Annotated in this window: 14 protein-coding genes; 8 read left to right on the forward strand and 6 right to left on the reverse strand. The window is 58.6% G+C overall.

Annotated features, from left to right (window positions below; all coding sequences use genetic code 11):
- Positions 1-4 precede the first annotated feature (4 nt).
- The 3 genes from lolA to lrp all read right to left on the reverse strand — a co-directional run bounded on the left by lolA (position 5) and on the right by lrp (position 4,820).
- Positions 5-616: an outer membrane lipoprotein periplasmic chaperone LolA gene (gene lolA, locus K7H94_RS12120; protein ID WP_058758036.1), complete on the reverse strand. Its 612-nt coding sequence runs from the start codon at positions 614-616 to the stop codon at positions 5-7.
- Positions 617-789: 173 nt separating this feature from the next.
- Entirely contained in the window at positions 790-4,206 is a 3,417-nt protein-coding gene (locus tag K7H94_RS12125; protein WP_222951109.1) for a DNA translocase FtsK 4TM domain-containing protein, read from the reverse strand.
- 119 nt (positions 4,207-4,325) lie between these two features.
- Positions 4,326-4,820 carry a leucine-responsive transcriptional regulator Lrp gene (gene lrp / locus K7H94_RS12130; RefSeq protein WP_006118610.1) on the reverse strand — a complete coding sequence of 165 codons (495 nt, stop codon included), beginning with the start codon at positions 4,818-4,820 and terminating at the stop codon, positions 4,326-4,328.
- 521 nt (positions 4,821-5,341) lie between these two features.
- Here lrp and trxB point away from each other — a divergent pair.
- The 5 genes from trxB (at position 5,342) to infA (ending at position 11,245) form a co-directional block, all read left to right on the forward strand.
- Positions 5,342-6,307 (forward strand): thioredoxin-disulfide reductase, encoded by a 966-nt coding sequence (gene trxB, locus K7H94_RS12135; protein WP_021508358.1) that lies wholly within the window; start codon positions 5,342-5,344, stop codon positions 6,305-6,307.
- Between the two features lie 145 nt (positions 6,308-6,452).
- Positions 6,453-8,225, forward strand: a complete 1,773-nt coding sequence (cydD, locus tag K7H94_RS12140; RefSeq protein WP_222951110.1) for a heme ABC transporter permease/ATP-binding protein CydD — start codon at positions 6,453-6,455, stop codon at positions 8,223-8,225.
- On the forward strand, positions 8,225-9,955 hold the full coding sequence (gene cydC, locus K7H94_RS12145; protein ID WP_222951111.1) for a heme ABC transporter ATP-binding protein/permease CydC: 1,731 nt from the start codon (positions 8,225-8,227) through the stop codon (positions 9,953-9,955). The genes cydD and cydC overlap by 1 nt, the downstream gene beginning before the upstream one ends.
- A gap of 32 nt (positions 9,956-9,987) precedes the next feature.
- Positions 9,988-10,680 (forward strand): leucyl/phenylalanyl-tRNA--protein transferase, encoded by a 693-nt coding sequence (gene aat / locus K7H94_RS12150; protein WP_031279861.1) that lies wholly within the window; start codon positions 9,988-9,990, stop codon positions 10,678-10,680.
- Positions 10,681-11,026: 346 nt separating this feature from the next.
- Entirely contained in the window at positions 11,027-11,245 is a 219-nt protein-coding gene (gene infA / locus K7H94_RS12155; RefSeq protein WP_002211347.1) for a translation initiation factor IF-1, read from the forward strand.
- Between the two features lie 93 nt (positions 11,246-11,338).
- Here infA and clpA read toward each other — a convergent pair whose 3' ends face one another.
- Positions 11,339-13,618 carry an ATP-dependent Clp protease ATP-binding subunit ClpA gene (clpA, locus tag K7H94_RS12160; protein WP_222951112.1) on the reverse strand — a complete coding sequence of 760 codons (2,280 nt, stop codon included), beginning with the start codon at positions 13,616-13,618 and terminating at the stop codon, positions 11,339-11,341.
- A gap of 55 nt (positions 13,619-13,673) precedes the next feature.
- Entirely contained in the window at positions 13,674-13,994 is a 321-nt protein-coding gene (gene clpS / locus K7H94_RS12165; RefSeq protein WP_021508363.1) for an ATP-dependent Clp protease adapter ClpS, read from the reverse strand.
- Between the two features lie 323 nt (positions 13,995-14,317).
- Here clpS and cspD point away from each other — a divergent pair, with 323 nt between their 5' ends.
- Positions 14,318-14,539, forward strand: a complete 222-nt coding sequence (gene cspD / locus K7H94_RS12170; protein WP_058757774.1) for a cold shock-like protein CspD — start codon at positions 14,318-14,320, stop codon at positions 14,537-14,539.
- Between the two features lie 90 nt (positions 14,540-14,629).
- Here cspD and K7H94_RS12175 read toward each other — a convergent pair whose 3' ends face one another.
- A complete protein-coding gene (locus K7H94_RS12175; RefSeq protein WP_211726446.1) occupies positions 14,630-16,270 on the reverse strand; it encodes an ATP-dependent nuclease in 1,641 nt (546 codons plus the stop codon).
- A 134-nt stretch (positions 16,271-16,404) separates the two neighbouring features.
- Here K7H94_RS12175 and K7H94_RS12180 point away from each other — a divergent pair, with 134 nt between their 5' ends.
- Both K7H94_RS12180 and poxB read left to right on the forward strand, forming a co-directional pair.
- Positions 16,405-17,304, forward strand: coding sequence for a LysO family transporter (locus K7H94_RS12180; protein ID WP_021508365.1), 900 nt, complete (start codon positions 16,405-16,407; stop codon positions 17,302-17,304).
- A gap of 109 nt (positions 17,305-17,413) precedes the next feature.
- Positions 17,414-19,135: a ubiquinone-dependent pyruvate dehydrogenase gene (poxB, locus tag K7H94_RS12185; RefSeq protein ID WP_222951113.1), complete on the forward strand. Its 1,722-nt coding sequence runs from the start codon at positions 17,414-17,416 to the stop codon at positions 19,133-19,135.
- Positions 19,136-19,141: the final 6 nt, after the last annotated feature.

A 19,141-nucleotide genomic window follows, 5' to 3' on the forward strand; every position in this document is an offset into this window, starting at 1 on the left:
CACCTCACTGACGTTGATCGTCCACCGTTACCCCTTTTGGCGGCGTAAAGGTGAATTTATCCGGGCTGATAGCGCCATTTTTCTGGCTCTTCAGCTGATAGCTGCTGCGCTGTCCATCCTGCTCAATCGCGCTGAACTGATTGATGGTACCTGCGGAAGTGACATTGATGGTGAACTGTTTCAGGTTGCCATCGCTGCTTTTAGGCGTCAGCTCAAAATTATCCCCCTGCTGCTTAATGTTGTACTGCTGCCAGTCAGAGGGCTGGTTACGCGCAATCAGCATAAACGGCGTGTTGCTGGTGGCATTCTGCAGCAGGCTAACGCTCGCCTGTTCCACAAAAGGATTATAGAACCACAGATTTTTACCGTCGGAGATAATCACGCTTTCGTCCGGCGCGGTCATGTGCCAGTTAAACAGGCTCGGACGTTTCACCCACAGTTCGCCTTCGCCGTCCTGCACATTTGCACCGTTACCATCAGTTACCTTCTGACTGAAGCTGGCATGGAAGCTGTTCACTTTATTAAGGCGCTGCTGCAGATCGCTGGAAGCATCCGCCAGGGCAGAAGAAGCAACAAAACCGGCCAGCAGGCCACAGGCAATAACGCGAAATTTCATCTGATACGATTCCTTATTCATGGTTTCCTGACACTTACTGCATTAACCGTAGTCGCCGCTCCGTCAGTTCGACAGGAGAAAAAGCCGAAAGCTCCCAATGATATGGGGATCGGACCACAGATAAACAACGGGCCAGTTTACACTGGCCCGGTATAACACTGCGGAGAAAAGTCTTACATTTCGTGAGGTGGCGGTGACAGCACTTCACGGTTACCGTTGTGGCCCGGCTCCGAAACAATGCCCTGCGCCTCCATCTGTTCGATAATCCGCGCCGCGCGGTTGTAGCCGATACGGAACTGGCGCTGCACGCCGGAGATCGACGCGCGGCGTTTCTCCACCACAAACGCCACCGCCTGGTCAAACAGCGGATCCAGCTCTTCATCGCCGTCCAGGCCGCCACCACCGCTTTCACTCTCTTCACCGGCGGTAATGCTGTCGATGTACTGCGGTCGCCCACGCGCTTTCCAGTCCTGCACGACCGCATGCACTTCCTGGTCTCGCACAAAGGCGCCGTGAACACGTACCGGCATGGAGGAGTTAGGTGGCATATAGAGCATGTCACCCATACCCAGCAGGGATTCTGCACCGCCCTGATCGAGAATGGTACGCGAGTCAATTTTACTGGACACAGTAAAGGCGATGCGCGTCGGAATGTTGGCCTTAATCAGGCCAGTAATCACATCCACCGACGGACGCTGGGTAGCCAGCACCAGGTGAATACCTGCCGCACGGGCTTTCTGTGCCAGGCGCGCGATCAGCTCTTCGACCTTCTTGCCCACCGCCATCATCAGGTCAGCGAACTCATCAACCAGCACCACAATGTACGGCAGTTTTTCCAGCACCGGCGGCGTGGTGTCCATGCTGTCGCCCGGTTTCCAGAACGGGTCCGGAATTGGCCGGCCCATTGCGGCCGCCTGCTCGATCTTCTCGTTATAGCCGGCCAGATTACGTACGCCCAGCGCAGACATCAGCTTATAGCGGCGCTCCATTTCGACCACACTCCAGCGCAGCGCGTTGGCCGCGTCTTTCATGTCGGTGACCACTTCCGTCAGCAGATGGGGAATGCCCTCATACACTGACAGCTCGAGCATTTTCGGGTCGATCATGATAAAGCGCACTTCTTCCGGCGTGGCTTTATACAGCATGCTGATGATCATGGTGTTGACGCCAACCGACTTACCGGAACCGGTGGTACCGGCCACCAGCAGGTGAGGCATCTTCGCCAGATCGGCCACCACGGGCTGACCAGAGATATCTTTACCCAGCACCACCGATAGTGGCGAAGGGTTGTCGCGGAACTTATCGCAGTCCAGCACCTCACGCAGATAGACGGTCTGACGATGTTTATTGGGGAGTTCAAGGCCGACATAAGGCTTGCCCGGAATCACCTCAACCACACGCACCGCAACGGCAGAGAGCGAACGTGCCAGGTCACGCGACAGGTTAGAAATACGTGCGGCCTTGACACCCGGTGCCAGATCCAGTTCAAAGCGGGTGATTACCGGCCCTGGAGAGATGCCCACCACTTCGGCTTTCACGCGGTAATCCGCCAGACGCGCTTCAACCAGACGCGCGGTCTGTTCCAGTGCGAACATATCCACCGGCTCCTCTTCCGCTGGCGGCGACGTCAGCAGATCCAGCGTCGGCAGCGGCGTGGAAGGTTTCTCCAGTGGCTGTTCGTGACGTACCAGGAAGGGGTGGAACAGACTGTCCTGCGCAGGGGCGACAGGCTTCGGCGTTTCAGCCGGCGCGGCGTAAACCTCGTCGTCTGGCGTTGACCACGGGCTGGTTTCCTCGCTCAGCGATGCGGGTACCGCCGACTCAGGTGCCGCTGGCTGCTGCCACTGGGCCGGGGCGTCCGGCTCTGGCGTGGCGGCAATGGTAAACAACGGTTCGCTCGGCGTGTCATCAACCAGATCTTTCATCGGAGAGAAATCAAACGCGGCTGAGGTATCCAGATTAAATACCGGCGCGCTCTCCTGCTCAGGCTGGCTGTAACGCTGTTGCTGCTGCTGAGCAAACTGCTGCGCCAGCTGGGCCTGCTGCAGCGCCTCTTCATCTTCTTCCTCTGCCGGCTGCTGCCAGCTGTCACCGTACCGCTGTTGCTGCTGCGAATGGAACGCTGCGCGCAGCTGGGCTTCCTGCAGCGCAGCATTATCATCATCGTGCGGCTGGGGCACTTGCCAGCTGGCGCTGATTTCCGGCTGCTGCTGGTCGGCCTCTTCACGTGCCTTCTCTTCTGCCATGCGTTGCGATGGCAGTTTGATACCGTATGAGGCCAGCTCACGCCGGGTTGGCAGCTTAACCTTGTTAGGACGCGGCAGTTCCGGGCCGATGCCCTGTTTCACCTGCGGGTTGTAATCGCGCTCCGGCACCACATCAAAGGCTGGCGTGTAAGCCGCAGAGCGGGCAGCAGCGGCGGCCGTCGCTGAACCGAGTGCGGCAGCGGCTGCCGTATTCAGCGGTGTGGCGGCCTGATCGGCACTCTGCCAGTTACCCATGCGCGGGCCATCGTCTTCTTCAGCGAGCGAGAAGGCGTCGGCGGCCGGTGACGCAGGCACTTCGAAGCGATATAACGGAGGAGCCGCTGGCGCGGACTCTGCTGGCGAAATAGCTGGCGTCGCAGGCGCACTGGCAACGGATGCCGATGCCGGCGCAGCTGCAGCCAGCTGTGACGGCGCAGGTTGTGGAGCTACGTTTACCGCCGGTGCGGAGGGCTCAGGTGCCGCGACGGACGGCACCTGACGTGCGGCGTCGCTGGTGGCGGCCAGCGTAGCCGCGGTAGCCGCACTGGCTTTCGCCAGCAGGGGATCGTCGCTGGCGACTTCAGCCACAGGTTCCGCTACCTGTCGGGGCTTAGCCAGCAGTACGTCATCTTCGTCGTCCTGAGCCGGCGCAGCGCGCAGTGGCGGAACCGCGTCGTCGGGGTGCGCCTCGTCGTAGTCGTCTTCTTCCTGCCAGGGTTCATCATGGCGCGAGCGGTTGCTGGCAAAGGTCAGCACGCCCATCACCACGCTGCCGATCTTCTCGGCAATCGCCAGCCAGGACCAGCCGGTATAAAGCGTGATACCCGCCGCCCAGACGCACAGCAGCGTCAGCGTGCCACCGGCACCGCTGAACCACGGCGCCATCGCATTGCTCACCAGGCTGCCAATTACGCCGCCGGAGGCAAAATACCAGATATCGTCCACGTTCAGCGCAGCCAGTCCGCAGGTAGTCACCACCAGCGCCAGCACGCCAATCAGCCGCAGGCCCACCGCAAAATAGTCGATGTAATCCTGGCGATCGCGCTGACGGAAGGTGATCCAGCACAGACCAATAATTACTGGCGGAATGGCGTAGGCCATCACACCAAAAATAAACAGCAGGGTATCGGCCAGCCATGCGCCCACGCTGCCGCCCAGATTGTGGATCGGCTCGTGCCAGGCGGTTTGTGACCAGCTGGGATCGGAGGGATTAAAGCTAACCAGCGACACCATCAGATAGATGGCAAACAAGGCCACCAGGATGAGCAACGCTTCCAGCAGCCGACGTCCGCTGCTCAGTGGTTGTAATGAAACGTCTTTATCTTCTGTATATTCCTGGCTCAAGAGAACTCTCCAGGTGCCTGTAAATTAAGAAGGCAACAGCGCCAGGCTTGCCTGACGCTGGTCCTGTATGAATTCACAGGAGTGTACCGAAATCCTGCAAGCTTTGCACCTGCCCTGCGTTACCGGGTCTTAATCACCAGACGATTGCTCTGTTTGACCTCTTCCATCACCACGTAGGTACGGGTGTCGTTGACGCCCGGCAGGCGCAGCAAGGTCTCACCCAGCAGTTTACGGTAGGCGGACATATCCGGCACGCGGGTTTTCAACAGGTAGTCAAAGTCACCGGAAACGAGGTGACATTCTTGAGTTTCCTCAAGTTTTTGTACGGCAGCGTTAAATTGTTCAAACACATCCGGTGCGCCGCGATTCAGAGTAATCTCAACGAATACCAGCAGTGAAGCATCGAGATAGTGCGGGTTCAGCTGCGCGGTGTAGCCCAGAATGAAACCCTGACGTTCCAGGCGACGTACGCGTTCAAGACAAGGTGTTGGCGAGAGGCCGACACGTTTTGAAAGCTCAACGTTGGAAATACGACCGTCTTTCTGCAGTTCATTCAGAATATTTCTGTCGATCCGATCCAGATCTTTTCCGGGGCGTTTCTTGTTGTCTACCATTATTATTGTCTCTCTTAATTCCTTCCCTTTACCTGCCAAACCCTGAAAACGTTCAATGTTCAGGGCCTTACTGAAGTGAAGTCTTTAAGCCTGTGCAGTAACGCGACCATCCGTATGACGCATGCTGTCTGTCCACATCATGCGTCATTACCAATGTCAGGCTGAGTTTATTTGGCGAAATTGCGCAAAACAGAGCTGAAATTCTGTTTCGAACCGCTAAATTTTCTCTGCTTCTGACAATGTTTTCGCAAAAGCGCAGGCGATTGTCAAAGTAAAACATCCAAATTCAGTACAAGATGCCAGACAGCATACTGGGTTGCTGTTTTTAAATGAGAATTTTTATACAGCTGCACCACAAATTGCCGAGCAATGCCCCCTTTTGGCGCAGCGCGCGTGCAGAATTGCCATTCATCGTCTACGCCGCTTGCAGTGATTGTTAACAAAATTGCTGAAACCTTTTTTTGCGACAGTAATTTCCCTACAATCGAAAACTATGTTGTCAGACACACACTGAGGAACGCATGAGTACGGCCAAACACAGTAAGCTGCTCATTCTGGGCTCCGGCCCTGCCGGTTACACCGCAGCGGTTTATGCCGCCCGCGCTAACCTGAACCCGGTTTTGATTACCGGACTGGAAAAAGGCGGCCAGCTCACCACCACGACTGAAGTCGAAAACTGGCCGGGCGACCCGCACGATCTGACCGGCCCTGCGCTGATGGAACGCATGCAGGAGCATGCTGAGAAGTTCAACACCGAAATCATCTTTGACCATATTCACACGGTTGATTTACAGAACCGTCCGTTCCGCCTGACCGGCGACAGCGGCGAATACACGGCGGATGCGCTGATCATCGCGACCGGTGCTTCAGCGCGCTACCTTGGCCTGCCGTCAGAAGAGGCATTCAAAGGCAAAGGGGTTTCGGCCTGCGCCACCTGTGATGGTTTCTTCTATCGCAACCAAAAAGTCGCGGTTATCGGCGGCGGTAACACGGCCGTTGAAGAGGCGCTCTATCTGGCGAACATCGCTTCCGAAGTGCACCTGATTCACCGTCGTGACAGCTTTCGCGCTGAGAAAATCCTGATTGACCGCCTGATGGAGAAAGTGCGTAACGGCAACATCGTGCTGCACACTGACCGCGCGCTGGATGAGGTGGTAGGCGATCAGATGGGCGTCACCGGGTTGAAACTCTCGTCAACCAAAGGTGAAGCCCCGGTCTCGCTGGAAGTGGCGGGCCTGTTTGTCGCCATCGGTCATAGTCCGAACACGGCGATTTTCGATGGCCAGTTGGATCTGGAAAACGGCTATATCAAAGTGCAGTCCGGCCTGCAGGGCAACGCCACGCAGACCAGCGTGCCGGGCGTGTTCGCTGCCGGTGACGTGATGGACCACATCTATCGTCAGGCCATTACCTCTGCCGGTACCGGCTGTATGGCCGCGCTGGATGCGGAACGTTATCTGGATGGTCTGGTTAAAAACGATAAGTAAGTTGTTAATTATCTGATCATAATTGCACTGAGGCGGCCACTTTTGGTCGCCTTTTTTATCGCCTGCGTGCTACAGTTCTGCCACCCGTCTGTCCGGCATTTAGCGTCGGATTTTGCCTCTCGTCACGGTGATCAAACGGCTTCGCATGAACAAATCACGGCAACACGAACTGCTGCGCTGGTTACGCCAGCAACGTCATCATGGCGCACACAGCCTGCGACTGGCTTCGCTGGCAGGTTTTGCTGCGGCGTTAATTCTCATCGCCCAGGCCTGGCTACTGGCTTCCCTGCTGCAAAAACTGCTGGTGGAACAGCAACCCCGCGCTGAACTGGTGAGTGATTTCCTGTTACTACTGCTGTGCTTCGCACTGCGCGCCGCGCTGCACTATGGTCGTGAGATGGCCGGCTTCAGGGCCGGCGTGGCGATTCGCCGTGCACTGCGGCAACAGGTGCTGGACCGGCTGAACGCGCTCGGTCCGGCCTGGATTCAGGGCAAACCGGCCGGGAGCTGGGCAACGCTGCTGCTGGAACAGATTGAAGAGATGCAGGAGTATTACGCGCGCTATCTGCCGCAGATGTCGCTGGCGGTGTTTGTGCCCTGCGCCATCCTGATCGCCATTTTCCCGATTAACTGGGCCGCCGGACTGATTCTGCTGGCGACCGCACCGCTGATTCCGCTGTTTATGGCGCTGGTCGGCATGGGTGCGGCCGATGCCAATCGGCGTAATTTTCTTGCGCTGGCGCGTCTGAGCGGCGATTTCTATGACCGGCTGCGCGGACGCGAAACGCTGCGCCTGTTTCACCGCGCGGACGCTGAGCAGCAGGCGATTGCCGCCACTACGCAGGATTTTCGTCAGCGCACCATGGAAGTGCTGCGCCTCGCCTTTCTCTCCTCTGCGGTGCTGGAGTTTTTCGCCTCGCTGGCGATTGCCGTGGTCGCGGTCTATTTCGGCTTCTCGTACCTGGGTGAACTCAATTTTGGCCACTACGGCAGCGGCGTGACGCTGTTCGCCGGTTTCCTCGCGCTGATCCTTGCCCCCGAATTTTTCCAGCCGCTGCGCGATCTTGGCACCTTTTACCATGCCAAAGCGCAGGCGGTGGGCGGCGCAGACGCGCTGGATACCTTCCTGCGCGAAACGCCCGAGCGCGCGCCGCAGGCGGCCACACAAACGCTGGATGCGGACGCGCCACTTTCTCTTCGGGCAGAGGATCTGGTGATCATGACCGCCACCGGCGAAGCGCTGTCACAACCGCTGAATTTCAGCCTTACTCCCGGTCAGCGCGTGGCGCTGGTCGGACAAAGCGGGGCCGGAAAAAGTGCGCTGATGAATGTCCTGCTCGGTTTTCTGCCCTATCAGGGTTCACTGTGCATTAACGGCCAGGAACTGCGCGACATCAGCCGCAGCAGCTGGCAGCAGCAGCTGGCCTGGGTAGGACAAAATCCGCAGCTGCCGGCGGCGACGCTGCGTGACAATCTCCAGCTTACTGACACGCCGGTGGACGAGGCCACGCTGACCGCCGTGCTGCAGCGTGCTGGCGTCAGTGAATTTTTGTCGCGTCTGCCACAAGGGCTGGATACGCCAGTTGGCGATGGCGGCATCGGCCTGTCCGTTGGGCAGGCACAGCGCATCGCCGTCGCGCGGGCGCTGCTGAAACCGGCCCGCCTGCTGCTGCTGGACGAACCGGGATCCGGGCTCGACAGCCAGAGTGAGCAGCACGTGATGGGCGCGCTACAGCAGGCCGCACAGCAGCAAACTACGTTAATGATTACCCATCAGCTGCACGCCCTCGACCAGTGGGATGAGGTGTGGGTGATGCAGGCCGGACAACTGGTGCAGCAGGGCCACTGGCAACAGCTGATCGCTGAAGCCGGCCCGCTGCGCGAGCTGGCGCAGCATCGTCAGAAGGAGATTGCCTGATGCGCACGTTACTGCCTTTCCTGCGCCTTTATCGCCGCCATCCGTGGCGTTTAGGTCTTGGCGTGGTGCTGGCGATTGTCACGCTGCTCGCCAGCATCGGCTTGCTGACGCTGTCCGGCTGGTTTCTTGCTGCCTCTTCGCTGGCTGGCGTCGCCGGCCTGTACAGCTTCAATTACATGCTGCCCGCAGCTGGTGTGCGTGGCGCGGCAATCACCCGCACCGCCGCGCGCTATTTTGAACGGCTGGTGAGCCACGACGCCACTTTCCGCGTGCTGCAACATCTGCGCGTCTTTACCTTTAGCCGGCTGATGGCGCTGGCACCGGCGCAGCTGGCGCGCTTTCGCAACGGTGAACTGCTGAACCGCTTTGTCAGCGATGTCGATACCCTCGACCATCTCTATTTACGTGTTATTTCTCCGCTGCTGGGTGCGGCGGTGGTGATTGTGGTGGTGACCTGTGGCCTGGCGCTACTCGATATGCGACTGGCGCTGCTGCTCGGGGCGATCATGTTGCTGACGCTGCTGCTGATGCCGCCGCTATTCTGGCGGCTCGGCGCGCGCACAGGCGCGCAGATTGCCCGTTACCAGGCTCGCTGGCGCCTGCAACTGACGCACTGGCTCAGCGGACTGGCCGAGCTGCAGATTTACGGCGCGGCGGCGCTGTGGCGACAGCGGCTGGATCAGGAAGAACGTGCGTGGCAACAGGCGCAGCAGCAGCAGCACCGGCTGCAGGCGCTGGCGCAGAGCCTGCTTACGTTGATCGCCGGCAGTACCGTTACGCTGCTGCTGTGGCTGGCCGCCAGCGGCGTCGGCACCAATAGCACACCGGGTGCACTGATTGCCCTGTTTGTGTTTTGTGCGCTGGCCGCGTTCGAAGCGCTGGCACCGGTGGCCGGCGCATTTCTGCCACTGGCCCAGGTGACGCACGCGGCGCAGCGCGTGCAGGAGATCATCGATCAACCGCCAGCCATTCACTTCCCGACACAACCGGTTGCGACGCAGCGCGGCCTCAGCCTGATGCTGGAACAGATCGATTTCAGCTATCCGCAGCGGCCAGAAGCGGTGCTGCACAACTTCTCCCTGACGTTAGCAGCCGGTGAACATCTGGCGCTGCTGGGCCCGACCGGCTGCGGGAAATCCAGCCTGCTGGCGCTGATCACGCGCGGCTGGGAAGCGCAGCGCGGCACGATTCGCCTGAACGGGATTGATCTGGCGGCGTGGGACGAAGCCAGCCTGCGTCAGCGTATCAGCGTTGTCACGCAGCGCGTCCATCTGTTCAGCCAGACGCTGCGCGCTAACCTGCTGCTGGCAGCACCACAGGCCAGCGATGCACAGCTGATTGACGTATTACAGCGGGTTGGGCTGGCGCATCTGACGCAGCACAGCGAAGGACTGAATGCGTGGATGGGTGAAGGTGGCCGACCGCTGTCCGGCGGTGAACTGCGCCGGCTGGCGATCGCCCGTGCGCTGCTGCACGATGGCGATCTGTGGCTGCTGGATGAGCCGACCGAAGGTCTGGATGCCGCGACCGAGCAGCAGATTCTCACGTTGCTACAGCAGGTTAGCCAGGGAAAAACGCTGATCATGGTGACGCATCGCCTGAGCGGACTGGAAAAAATGGATCGCATCTGTGTGCTTGACGGTGGCCAGATTATCGAATCCGGCAGCCATGACGAATTAATCTCAAAAGCGGGACGCTACTGGCGTTTCCAGCAGCGCTTTGCGCTATAGTCTATGCGTTTAGCCTGAGGGTGACTGACGCCATGAGACTGGTACAACTTTCCCGGGATTCGCTCAATTTCCCGCCGCCGGAGATGGCGCTGCGAGAGCCAAACGGCCTGCTGGCCATGGGCGGCGATCTCTCCCCTGCCCGCCTGATGAATGCCTATCAGCGCGGGATTTTTCCGTGGTTTTCGCCCGGCGATCCGATTTTATGGTGGTCGCCAGATCCACGTGCGGTCCTGCTGCCGGAGTCGTTTCATCTCAGCCGCAGCATGGCGCGCTTCCATCGCCGTTCGCCCTATCGCGTCACCATGAATCACGCCTTTGCTCAGGTGGTGGAAGGTTGTGCCAGCGGGCGTCAGGAAGGCACCTGGATCACCTTTGAAGTGAAACGCGCCTGGCTGCGCCTGTATGAGCTGGGCCATGCGCACTCAATCGAAGTCTGGCAGGATCAACGCCTGGTTGGCGGCATGTATGGCCTGGCGCTCGGACAGATTTTTTGCGGCGAGTCGATGTTCAGCCGGGCGGAAAATGCCTCTAAAACCGCGCTATGGGTTTTCTCACAGCACTTTATTGCCCATCAGGGACGGCTGATCGATTGTCAGGTGCTGAATCCGCATACCGCCTCGCTGGGCGCAGTTGAAATTCCGCGCGTCGATTATCTGCAATACGTGCAAACGCTGGCGTGGCAACCGGTGCAGGCCGGCTGCTGGCAAACACAAACCCTTTTTTGACCGACCCCGCAGATGTTTTGCACACAATTCCCGACAAAAGTGATACAATAAGCGAGTTTGGTATGTCGTCCGCGCTTCGCTGTGGCGAGCCGGAATTGCCAGGCTGGGAATCTCACCCTGTTCCCGAAGCTGTTTCAGTTGCGCACCCGATGCCGATTGCTGCAGATTCTTAGCCCGCTAATCCCCCGCAGACGTCAAAAACACCCGAATTTATCCGTAATGCACGCGCAGCGGCGCGACGCACGGCGAAGCGTTGGCAAAAACAGCCAACGTTTCTTTACATAAATCATGGAATTCGGCATTATCTTGCCGGTTCAACAGTTTGGTAGTTCACCCAGAGGATTCGATGGCCAAAGAAGACAATATTGAAATGCAAGGTACCGTACTGGATACGTTACCTAACACCATGTTCCGCGTAGAGCTTGAAAACGGGCACGTGGTTACCGCTCATATCTCCGGTAAAATGCGTAAAAACTACATCCGCATCCTGACGGGCGACAAAGTGACTGTCGAGTTGACCCCGTACGACCTGAGCAAAGGCCGCATTGTCTTCCGTAGTCGCTAAGTTGTTGCACTCGCCTCGCGTTTGCTGATGTAAACTAAGCGCGAAAAAAAAGGCCGGATTTTAATCCGGCCTTTTTCTTATCTGCGCACCCGCTTAATGCACGGTGCCCTCGGTTTTACGTTTTTCCGCACTCATGAAGTGGTAGGTGAGCTGGTTTTTCTCTTTATCCAGTCCAACCGACACCGATCCGCCATCCACCAGCGAGCCAAACAGCAGCTCGTTAGCCAGCGGTTTCTTCAGGTTTTCCTGCACGGTACGCGCCATCGGACGCGCGCCCATCGCTTTGTCGTAACCTTTTTCGGCCAGCCAGTCGCGCGCATCATCGCTGACTTCCAGCGACACACCTTTCGCATCCAGCTGTGCCTGCAGCTCAACAATAAATTTATCCACCACCTGATGGATCACCTGAGTGTCGAGGTGACGGAACCAGATAATGTTGTCGAGACGGTTACGGAACTCCGGCGTAAAGATCTTTTTGATCTCTTCCATCGCGTCGGTGCTGTTGTCCTGCTGAATCAGGCCGATGGATTTACGCTCGGTCTCGCGCACCCCGGCGTTGGTGGTCATCACCAGCACCACGTTGCGGAAGTCCGCTTTGCGACCGTTGTTATCGGTCAGCATTCCGTTATCCATCACCTGCAGCAGCAGGTTGAAGACATCCGGATGGGCTTTCTCGATCTCATCCAGCAGCACCACCGCGTGCGGATGCTTGATGACGGCATCGGTCAGCAGACCGCCCTGATCAAAGCCGACGTAGCCCGGAGGCGCACCAATCAAACGACTGACGGTGTGACGCTCCATATACTCGGACATATCTAAGCGCAGCAGTTCAATGCCCAGCGCCTTCGCCAGCTGCACGGTGACCTCGGTTTTACCGACCCCGGTCGGACCCGCAAACAGGAACGACCCGACTGGCTTACGCTCCTGCCCCAGACCCGCGCGGCTCATCTTGATGGCTTCAGTCAGCGCTTCAATCGCGTTGTCCTGACCAAACACCAGCATTTTCAGACGGTCACCGAGATTTTTCAGCGTATCGCGATCGGTGGCCGAAACGCTCTGCTCCGGAATACGCGCGATGCGCGCCACCACGGATTCGATGTCCGACACGTTGACGGTTTTCTTGCGCTTGCTGACCGGCACCAGACGCGCACGCGCGCCGGCTTCATCGATCACGTCAATCGCCTTGTCCGGCAGATGACGATCATTGATGTACTTCACCGCCAGCTCAACCGCCGCACGTACCGCTTTGGCGGTGTAGCGCACATCGTGATGCGCTTCGTACTTCGGCTTCAGCCCGTTAAGAATTTGTACCGTCTCTTCAACCGATGGCTCAGTAATATCAATTTTCTGGAAACGGCGCGCCAGCGCACGATCCTTCTCAAAGATATTGCTGAACTCCTGATAGGTCGTGGAACCCATCACGCGGATTTTACCGCTGGAAAGCAGCGGCTTGATCAGATTCGCCGCATCCACCTGGCCGCCCGATGCCGCACCGGCACCGATAATGGTGTGGATCTCGTCGATGAACAGAATGCTGTTGTTATCCTGTTCCAGCTGTTTCAGCAGCGCTTTAAAACGTTTTTCAAAATCACCGCGGTATTTGGTACCGGCCAGCAGCGAACCAATATCCAGCGAGTAGATGGTGCACTCTTTCATCACTTCCGGCACGTCGCCCTGCACAATGCGCCAGGCGAGCCCTTCCGCAATCGCAGTTTTACCGACGCCCGATTCGCCCACCAGCAGCGGGTTATTCTTGCGACGACGGCACAGCACCTGAATGGCCCGTTCCAGCTCTTTATCGCGGCCGATCAGCGGGTCAATTCCGCCGACGCGAGCAAGCTGATTAAGATTGGTGGTGAAGTTTTCCATACGTTCCTCCCCGCCTGCTTGCTCTTCGTTAACCGGATTTTCCGCGCTGTTTTGCGGCTGGCCCGGTTCGTCTTTACGCGTACCATGGGAGATGAAGTTCACCACATCAAGGCGGCTCACTTCGTGTTTGCGCAGCAGGTAAGCCGCTTGCGACTCCTGCTCGCTGAAAATGGCGACCAGCACGTTCGCACCGGAAACTTCACTGCGACCGGATGACTGGACATGGAAGACCGCACGCTGCAGCACACGCTGGAAGCTGAGCGTCGGCTGAGTGTCGCGCTCCTCTTCGCTGGCAGGCAGCACCGGCGTGGTTTGTTCGATGAAGGCTTCGAGTTCCTGACGCAGAGCCGCAATATCCACCGTACAGGCTTCCAGTGCCTCTCTGGCCGACGGGTTGCTGAGCAGCGCCAGCAACAGATGTTCGACGGTCATAAACTCGTGACGGTGCTCGCGCGCTCTGGCGAAAGCCATGTTTAAACTGAGTTCCAGTTCTTGATTGAGCATTTGGCACCTCCCCCAATTATCGCTCTGACGGACTGAATCCTATATGGAGACAGCTTCAGGCTTTTTCCAGCGTACACAGCAACGGATGTTGATTTTCCCGCGCATAATTGTTCACCTGGGCGACTTTGGTCTCCGCCACTTCTGCAGTGAATACACCACAGATTGCCTTTCCATGGTAGTGAACTTTCAGCATCAGTTGCGTTGCACGTTCAACATCATAAGAAAAGAACTTTTGCAGAACGTCAATAACAAATTCCATAGGTGTATAATCGTCATTATTCAGAATGACTTTATACATTGAAGGCGGCTTTAACCCTTCGCGTACTTTGTCTTCGGCCAGATGTTCAAAGTTAAGCCAGTCGTTTGTGTTTGCCATAATGTTCCGTTGAAATTCTGCGTTACGGTAGCGCACATTTCTGTGCTCTCACCTCAAGTTTAACACGCCTGTCAAGCCGCTTTTCCTGTGGCAAAAATCGGTCCTGAAAGCGCATGCGCGACCTGTATCACAAAATTTGCAATAGCGTTAACTGCCTCAAATTTTGATGAATTTCTCCCCGTGCGCCAGGGCCGTTTGCTTGACGATAAGGTCCGTTTCTCTACATTCTACTTACACAAGCTGATTGAGTTTTAAACAAACTCGACTCACAGCTTCAATGACCTCACCTACTTATCAAAATGTCTTGCGAGGGAAGTAAAAGCATGGAGACGGGTACTGTTAAATGGTTCAACAACGCCAAAGGCTTCGGCTTTATCTGTCCGATTGGCGGCGGCGACGATATCTTCGCACACTACTCCACGATTCAGATGGAGGGATACAGAACGCTGAAAGCGGGCCAGCACGTTCAGTTCGATGTCCATGAAGGGCCGAAAGGCAACCATGCCAGTCTGATTGTGCCCTGTGAAGCATCGTCACTCTCCTGACGGGCGCGCGTCTGCTCTCATTCTGACCACTCCCGAAAAAAAATGCCAGCCGCAGACGCTGGCATTTTTCTTTGGCGTCCCGCGTCAGTTTTACTCTGCCCGACCGCGCGCCAGCCACATGACGCGGCCAAACAGCTGATCGAGCAACGGCGGAATCGCCTGCGGCCCGCGTTCGGCCGCTGCCATCGCCACCGCAATCGCCAGTTCCGGCTTCGAGCTGTGATGAATGGCTTTGGTAATAATACGCCGTGCGTTCATTGGCACGTTTAACGGCAGGTGCGCCATCTGGTGATAGACATCACTAAAGCCATGCTTATAAAGGAAGTGTTCGATGTCGGGCGCCGGGAACTGCGTGAGATGGTCGCTCTCCTGCTCATGCGGCTGTAGCTGGCTGCGCGCAGTGGCGGCATATTTTTTCCCGGCCTCGTCGCCGTCAGTCAGCACGTGCCAGGCAATGCCCATGCGGCGCGCATATTTCAGCAGCGGCTTAAGCCCGGACTGCGCAAACTCAATCACCTTCACGCCTTCCGCGGCAAAATGGTAGCCGCGCTGCCGCGCCAGCTCATTGATGATCCATACTTCGGTTTCACCCTCAACCAGCAACCAGCAGCGGGCAAACAGCGCCGACGGACGGTTGACGCGGATGTGAAAGCCGATACGGCGCGCCTCTTCGGCACTTAATCCTTCCGGCCCGATACGCCACGCCGCCACGCGATCGGGTTCACGCACCAGTCGGCAGATTTGCTCCAGCGCTACCTGTGACAGCAGCTCACCGGAGTTCGTGGTGGCGATTTTTTGCAGCGGCATCAGCGCCAGCAGATTCCACGCCACCGACAGCATGATGGGATGCAGCCGCGTTTCCGGATCCTCCACCAGCAGCAAGGGGCGCGCGCCTGCGGGCAGCGCATCGTTGCCGTGCGCCTGCAGCAGGAGCGAGAACATGCGCAGCAGAATCACCTGGCGACTGCGCGATTCGGTACCGGCGATCAGCTGATTGAGCTGATCGAGCGAACGCCAGCCCTGACTGCCGTCACGCAGCTCCGGCGCAACCCGCGCGGCGCCCGTGTCCGGTTGCTGGACCAGAAAATAGTGCGCCATCAGCTGCTGCATGGTATGCAATCCCTGGCGCAACAGCTCGTCGCTCAGGGTTTGCGGCCGCGCCACCAGATCGCGCGTCAGGCTATGCATCTCCTGCGCCAGCGCGCTCAGCGTATCAGCGCGCCGCTGGGTGTCGTTGTCGTTATGGCGCGACCGCCGGCCAAAGCGCGCATCACGCAGGCGCAGCACCGGATAGTACGCGCGCAACTGCGCCAGCGCGGCGTCGGTACCCGCCAGCGGCAGCACCTCGCCACGCGCATCAATAAAGCGCCAGCGGGTTTTGACTTCGCTGCCCTGGCGCGTCGCCAGCGTACTGAAGCGCAGGTAGCGCCCCGCATCATCCTGCTGCCAGAACGGCGCAAACAGCGCTTCATGCTCATCGCCCTGCGCGCGAAAGCGAAACACCAGCTGCAACTTATGCCGCCGGGCTTCCACCTCACCGGGCGGAAAATGGAAGTCCTGTTCGGTGAACATATAGGGCTCAGCGGCCGGTGCCAGCAGCAGCGTTAGCGCATCCAGCAAACTGGATTTACCCCACGCGTTTTCCCCAATCAGCAGGTTGGTGTCGGTCAGCGGCAGCGACAACCGGTTAATGCCGCGAAAGCCGTGTATATCGATATGTTCCAGAATCATCGCGCAGTCCCTCCGTGCTTTGCCAGAGCATGGTCCGCCGCGCTGCGTTGGTCAAGTCGGCAGCGGGAGAAAAGGTTTACACTTCAGGCGTTTTCCATTAGCGTGGCGTCTCGCAAAAAAGGACGTCATTTTTCATGTATACCGGACTGCTTATCATTCTGGTGCCGCTGATGGTGGGCTATTTGCTGCCGTGGCATCAGCCTGCGCTGTTGCAGCGCGTTAACCGCCTGCTGAGTTTGCTGATTTACGCCATTCTGTTTTTTATGGGTACCAGCCTCGCCTTTCTCGACAATCTCGGCACCAATTTGCTGATCGTGTTTAAAACCGCGCTGATTGCCGCGGGCGCCATCCTGAGCTGCTCGCTGCTGGCGCTGTGGCTGCTGGATCGCCGCTGGCCGTGGCGGCAGCAGCATCGCCAGCAGAATCTGCCGTCGCGCTGGCACATGGTGCTGGAGTCACTCAAGCTGTGTGTGGCGGTGCTGGCCGGTTTCCTGCTGGGATTAACCCAATGGGCGCCGCTGCGTCATGCCTCCACCCTCAGCGAGATCGCGCTGGTGGTGCTGCTGTTCCTGGTGGGCGTGCAGCTGCGCGGCAGCGGCATGACGCTGCGCCAGATCACTCTGAACCGGCGCGGCATGACGGTAGCGCTGGTATCCCTGTGCGGCTCGCTGGGCGGCGGCGTGCTGGCGGCGTGGCTGCTCGGCGTTTCGCTGTCAACCGGACTGGCGCTGGCCAGCGGCTTCGGCTGGTATTCACTGTCCGGCATTCTGATGACCGAAGCGTACGGCCCGGTGATCGGCAGCGCCGCCTTCTTTAACGATCTGCTGCGCGAGCTGGCTGCGGTGCTGCTGATTCCGGTGCTGGTCAACCGCTACCGCAGTATGGCACTCGGGCTGAGCGGTGCCACGTCGATGGATTTTACCCTGCCGATTCTGCAGCGTGCCGGCGGAATGGAGATTGTGCCTGCGGCCATCGTGCACGGTTTTATCATGAACCTGCTGGCACCTATCCTCATCGCCCTGTTTTCCGCCTGACGCGCAGCGCATTTTTTCACGCCCGCTGCGCTGCGGCTTCGTCTACGCTTTCTCTCTGACACGTTTTTTGCCATCCGCCTGGATGGCCAACACCAGAAAGGAGCGAACGATGAAGCAAACTGTGGCGGCCCTGCTGGCCAAAACGCTGGAGAGCGCCGGCGTAAAACGCATTTGGGGCGTAACCGGTGACTCCCTCAACGGACTGAACGACAGCCTCAACCGCATGGGCACCATTGAATGGATGCCAACGCGCCATGAAGAAGTGGCCGCTTTTGCCGCCGGGGCGGAAGCACAAATCAGCGGTGAGCTGGCGGTGTGCGCCGGCTCCTGCGGCCCTGGCAACCTGCATCTGATCAACGGCCTGTTTGACTGCCATCGCAACCATGTTCCGGTGCTGGCAATTGCCGCGCACATTCCTTCCAGCGAAATCGGCAGCGGCTATTTTCAGGAAACCCATCCGCATGAGTTATTCCGCGAGTGCAGCCATTACTGCGAGCTGGTCTCCAATCCGGAACAGCTGCCGCAGGTGCTCGGCATTGCGATGCGTAAAGCCATCCTCAATCGCGGCGTATCGGTGATTGTGCTGCCGGGTGACGTGGCGCTGCAGGCGGCGCCGGAGAACGCGCGCAGCGAATGGTATCCGCCGCAGCTGCCGCAGGTGGTGCCGTCGGTCAGTGAACTGACGCGCCTCGCAGAAACGCTCAATGAAGCGAAAAATATCACCCTGATGTGCGGCAGCGGCTGCGCCGGTGCCCATGCGGAAGTAGTAAAGCTGGCCGAAACGCTGAAAGCACCGGTGGTGCACGCCATGCGCGGCAAAGAGCACCTCGAGTACGACAACCCGTATGATGTCGGCATGACCGGGCTGATCGGCTTCTCATCCGGCTATCACGCCATGATGAACGCCGACACGCTGGTGCTGCTCGGCACTCAGTTCCCTTATCGCCCGTTCTACCCGGCGGACGCGCGCATTATTCAGATTGATATCAATCCGGCCAGCCTCGGCGCGCACAGTCACGTCGACATGGCGCTGGTGGGTGACATCAAAGCCACGCTACAGGCGCTGCAGCCACAGCTCACCAGCCACAGCGACCGTCATCACCTCGATCGCGCACTGGAGCACTACGCGGATGCGCGCAAAGGGCTGGACGATCTGGCGACCGCCAACGATAAGCAGGCGATTCACCCGCAGTATCTGGCCCAGCAGATCAGCCACTACGCGGCCGATGATGCCATCTTTACCTGTGATGTCGGCACGCCAACGGTGTGGGCGGCGCGCTATCTGAAAATGAACGGCAAGCGCCGTCTGCTCGGCTCGTTTAACCACGGTTCGATGGCCAACGCCATGCCGCAGGCGCTGGGCGCACAGGCCATCGATAAACAGCGTCAGGTGGTCGCGCTGTGCGGCGATGGCGGCTTCAGCATGCTGATGGGCGATTTCATCTCGCTGGCGCAGCTTAAGCTGCCGGTGAAGCTGGTGATCTTCAATAACAGCGTGCTGGGCTTTGTGGCGATGGAGATGAAAGCCGGCGGCTATCTCACCGACGGCACCGATCTGGAGAACCCGGACTTCGCCGCCATCGCCACCGCCTGCGGCATCAAAGGCATCCGCGTGGAAAAAGCCTCGGAGCTGGATGGCGCGCTGCAACAGGCGTTCGCCCACGACGGTCCGGTGCTGGTGGACGTGATCACCGCCAAGGAAGAACTGTCGATGCCACCGCAAATCAAAGCCGAGCAGGCTAAAGGTTTCAGCCTGTACATGCTGCGCGCGATCCTGAATGGCCGCGGTGATGAAATCGTCGAGCTGGCGAAAACCAACTGGCTGCGGTAAAACGAA

It is taken from the genome of Pantoea dispersa, assembly GCF_019890955.1.
Taxonomy (GTDB): domain Bacteria; phylum Pseudomonadota; class Gammaproteobacteria; order Enterobacterales; family Enterobacteriaceae; genus Pantoea; species Pantoea dispersa.

Bases quoted from the DNA above. Each gene is read 5' to 3' on its own strand.
- cydC (WP_222951111.1), top strand. From the start codon at position 8,225: ATGCGCACGTTACTGCCTTTCCTGCGCCTTTATCGCCGCCATCCGTGG.
- clpS (WP_021508363.1), bottom strand. From the start codon at position 13,994: ATGGCAAACACAAACGACTGGCTTAACTTTGAACATCTGGCCGAAGAC.
- trxB (WP_021508358.1), top strand. From the start codon at position 5,342: ATGAGTACGGCCAAACACAGTAAGCTGCTCATTCTGGGCTCCGGCCCT.
- infA (WP_002211347.1), top strand. From the start codon at position 11,027: ATGGCCAAAGAAGACAATATTGAAATGCAAGGTACCGTACTGGATACG.
- cydD (WP_222951110.1), top strand. From the start codon at position 6,453: ATGAACAAATCACGGCAACACGAACTGCTGCGCTGGTTACGCCAGCAA.
- lolA (WP_058758036.1), bottom strand. From the start codon at position 616: ATGAAATTTCGCGTTATTGCCTGTGGCCTGCTGGCCGGTTTTGTTGCT.
- cspD (WP_058757774.1), top strand. From the start codon at position 14,318: ATGGAGACGGGTACTGTTAAATGGTTCAACAACGCCAAAGGCTTCGGC.
- aat (WP_031279861.1), top strand. From the start codon at position 9,988: ATGAGACTGGTACAACTTTCCCGGGATTCGCTCAATTTCCCGCCGCCG.
- poxB (WP_222951113.1), top strand. From the start codon at position 17,414: ATGAAGCAAACTGTGGCGGCCCTGCTGGCCAAAACGCTGGAGAGCGCC.
- clpA (WP_222951112.1), bottom strand. From the start codon at position 13,618: ATGCTCAATCAAGAACTGGAACTCAGTTTAAACATGGCTTTCGCCAGA.
- K7H94_RS12175 (WP_211726446.1), bottom strand. From the start codon at position 16,270: ATGATTCTGGAACATATCGATATACACGGCTTTCGCGGCATTAACCGG.
- K7H94_RS12180 (WP_021508365.1), top strand. From the start codon at position 16,405: ATGTATACCGGACTGCTTATCATTCTGGTGCCGCTGATGGTGGGCTAT.
- lrp (WP_006118610.1), bottom strand. From the start codon at position 4,820: ATGGTAGACAACAAGAAACGCCCCGGAAAAGATCTGGATCGGATCGAC.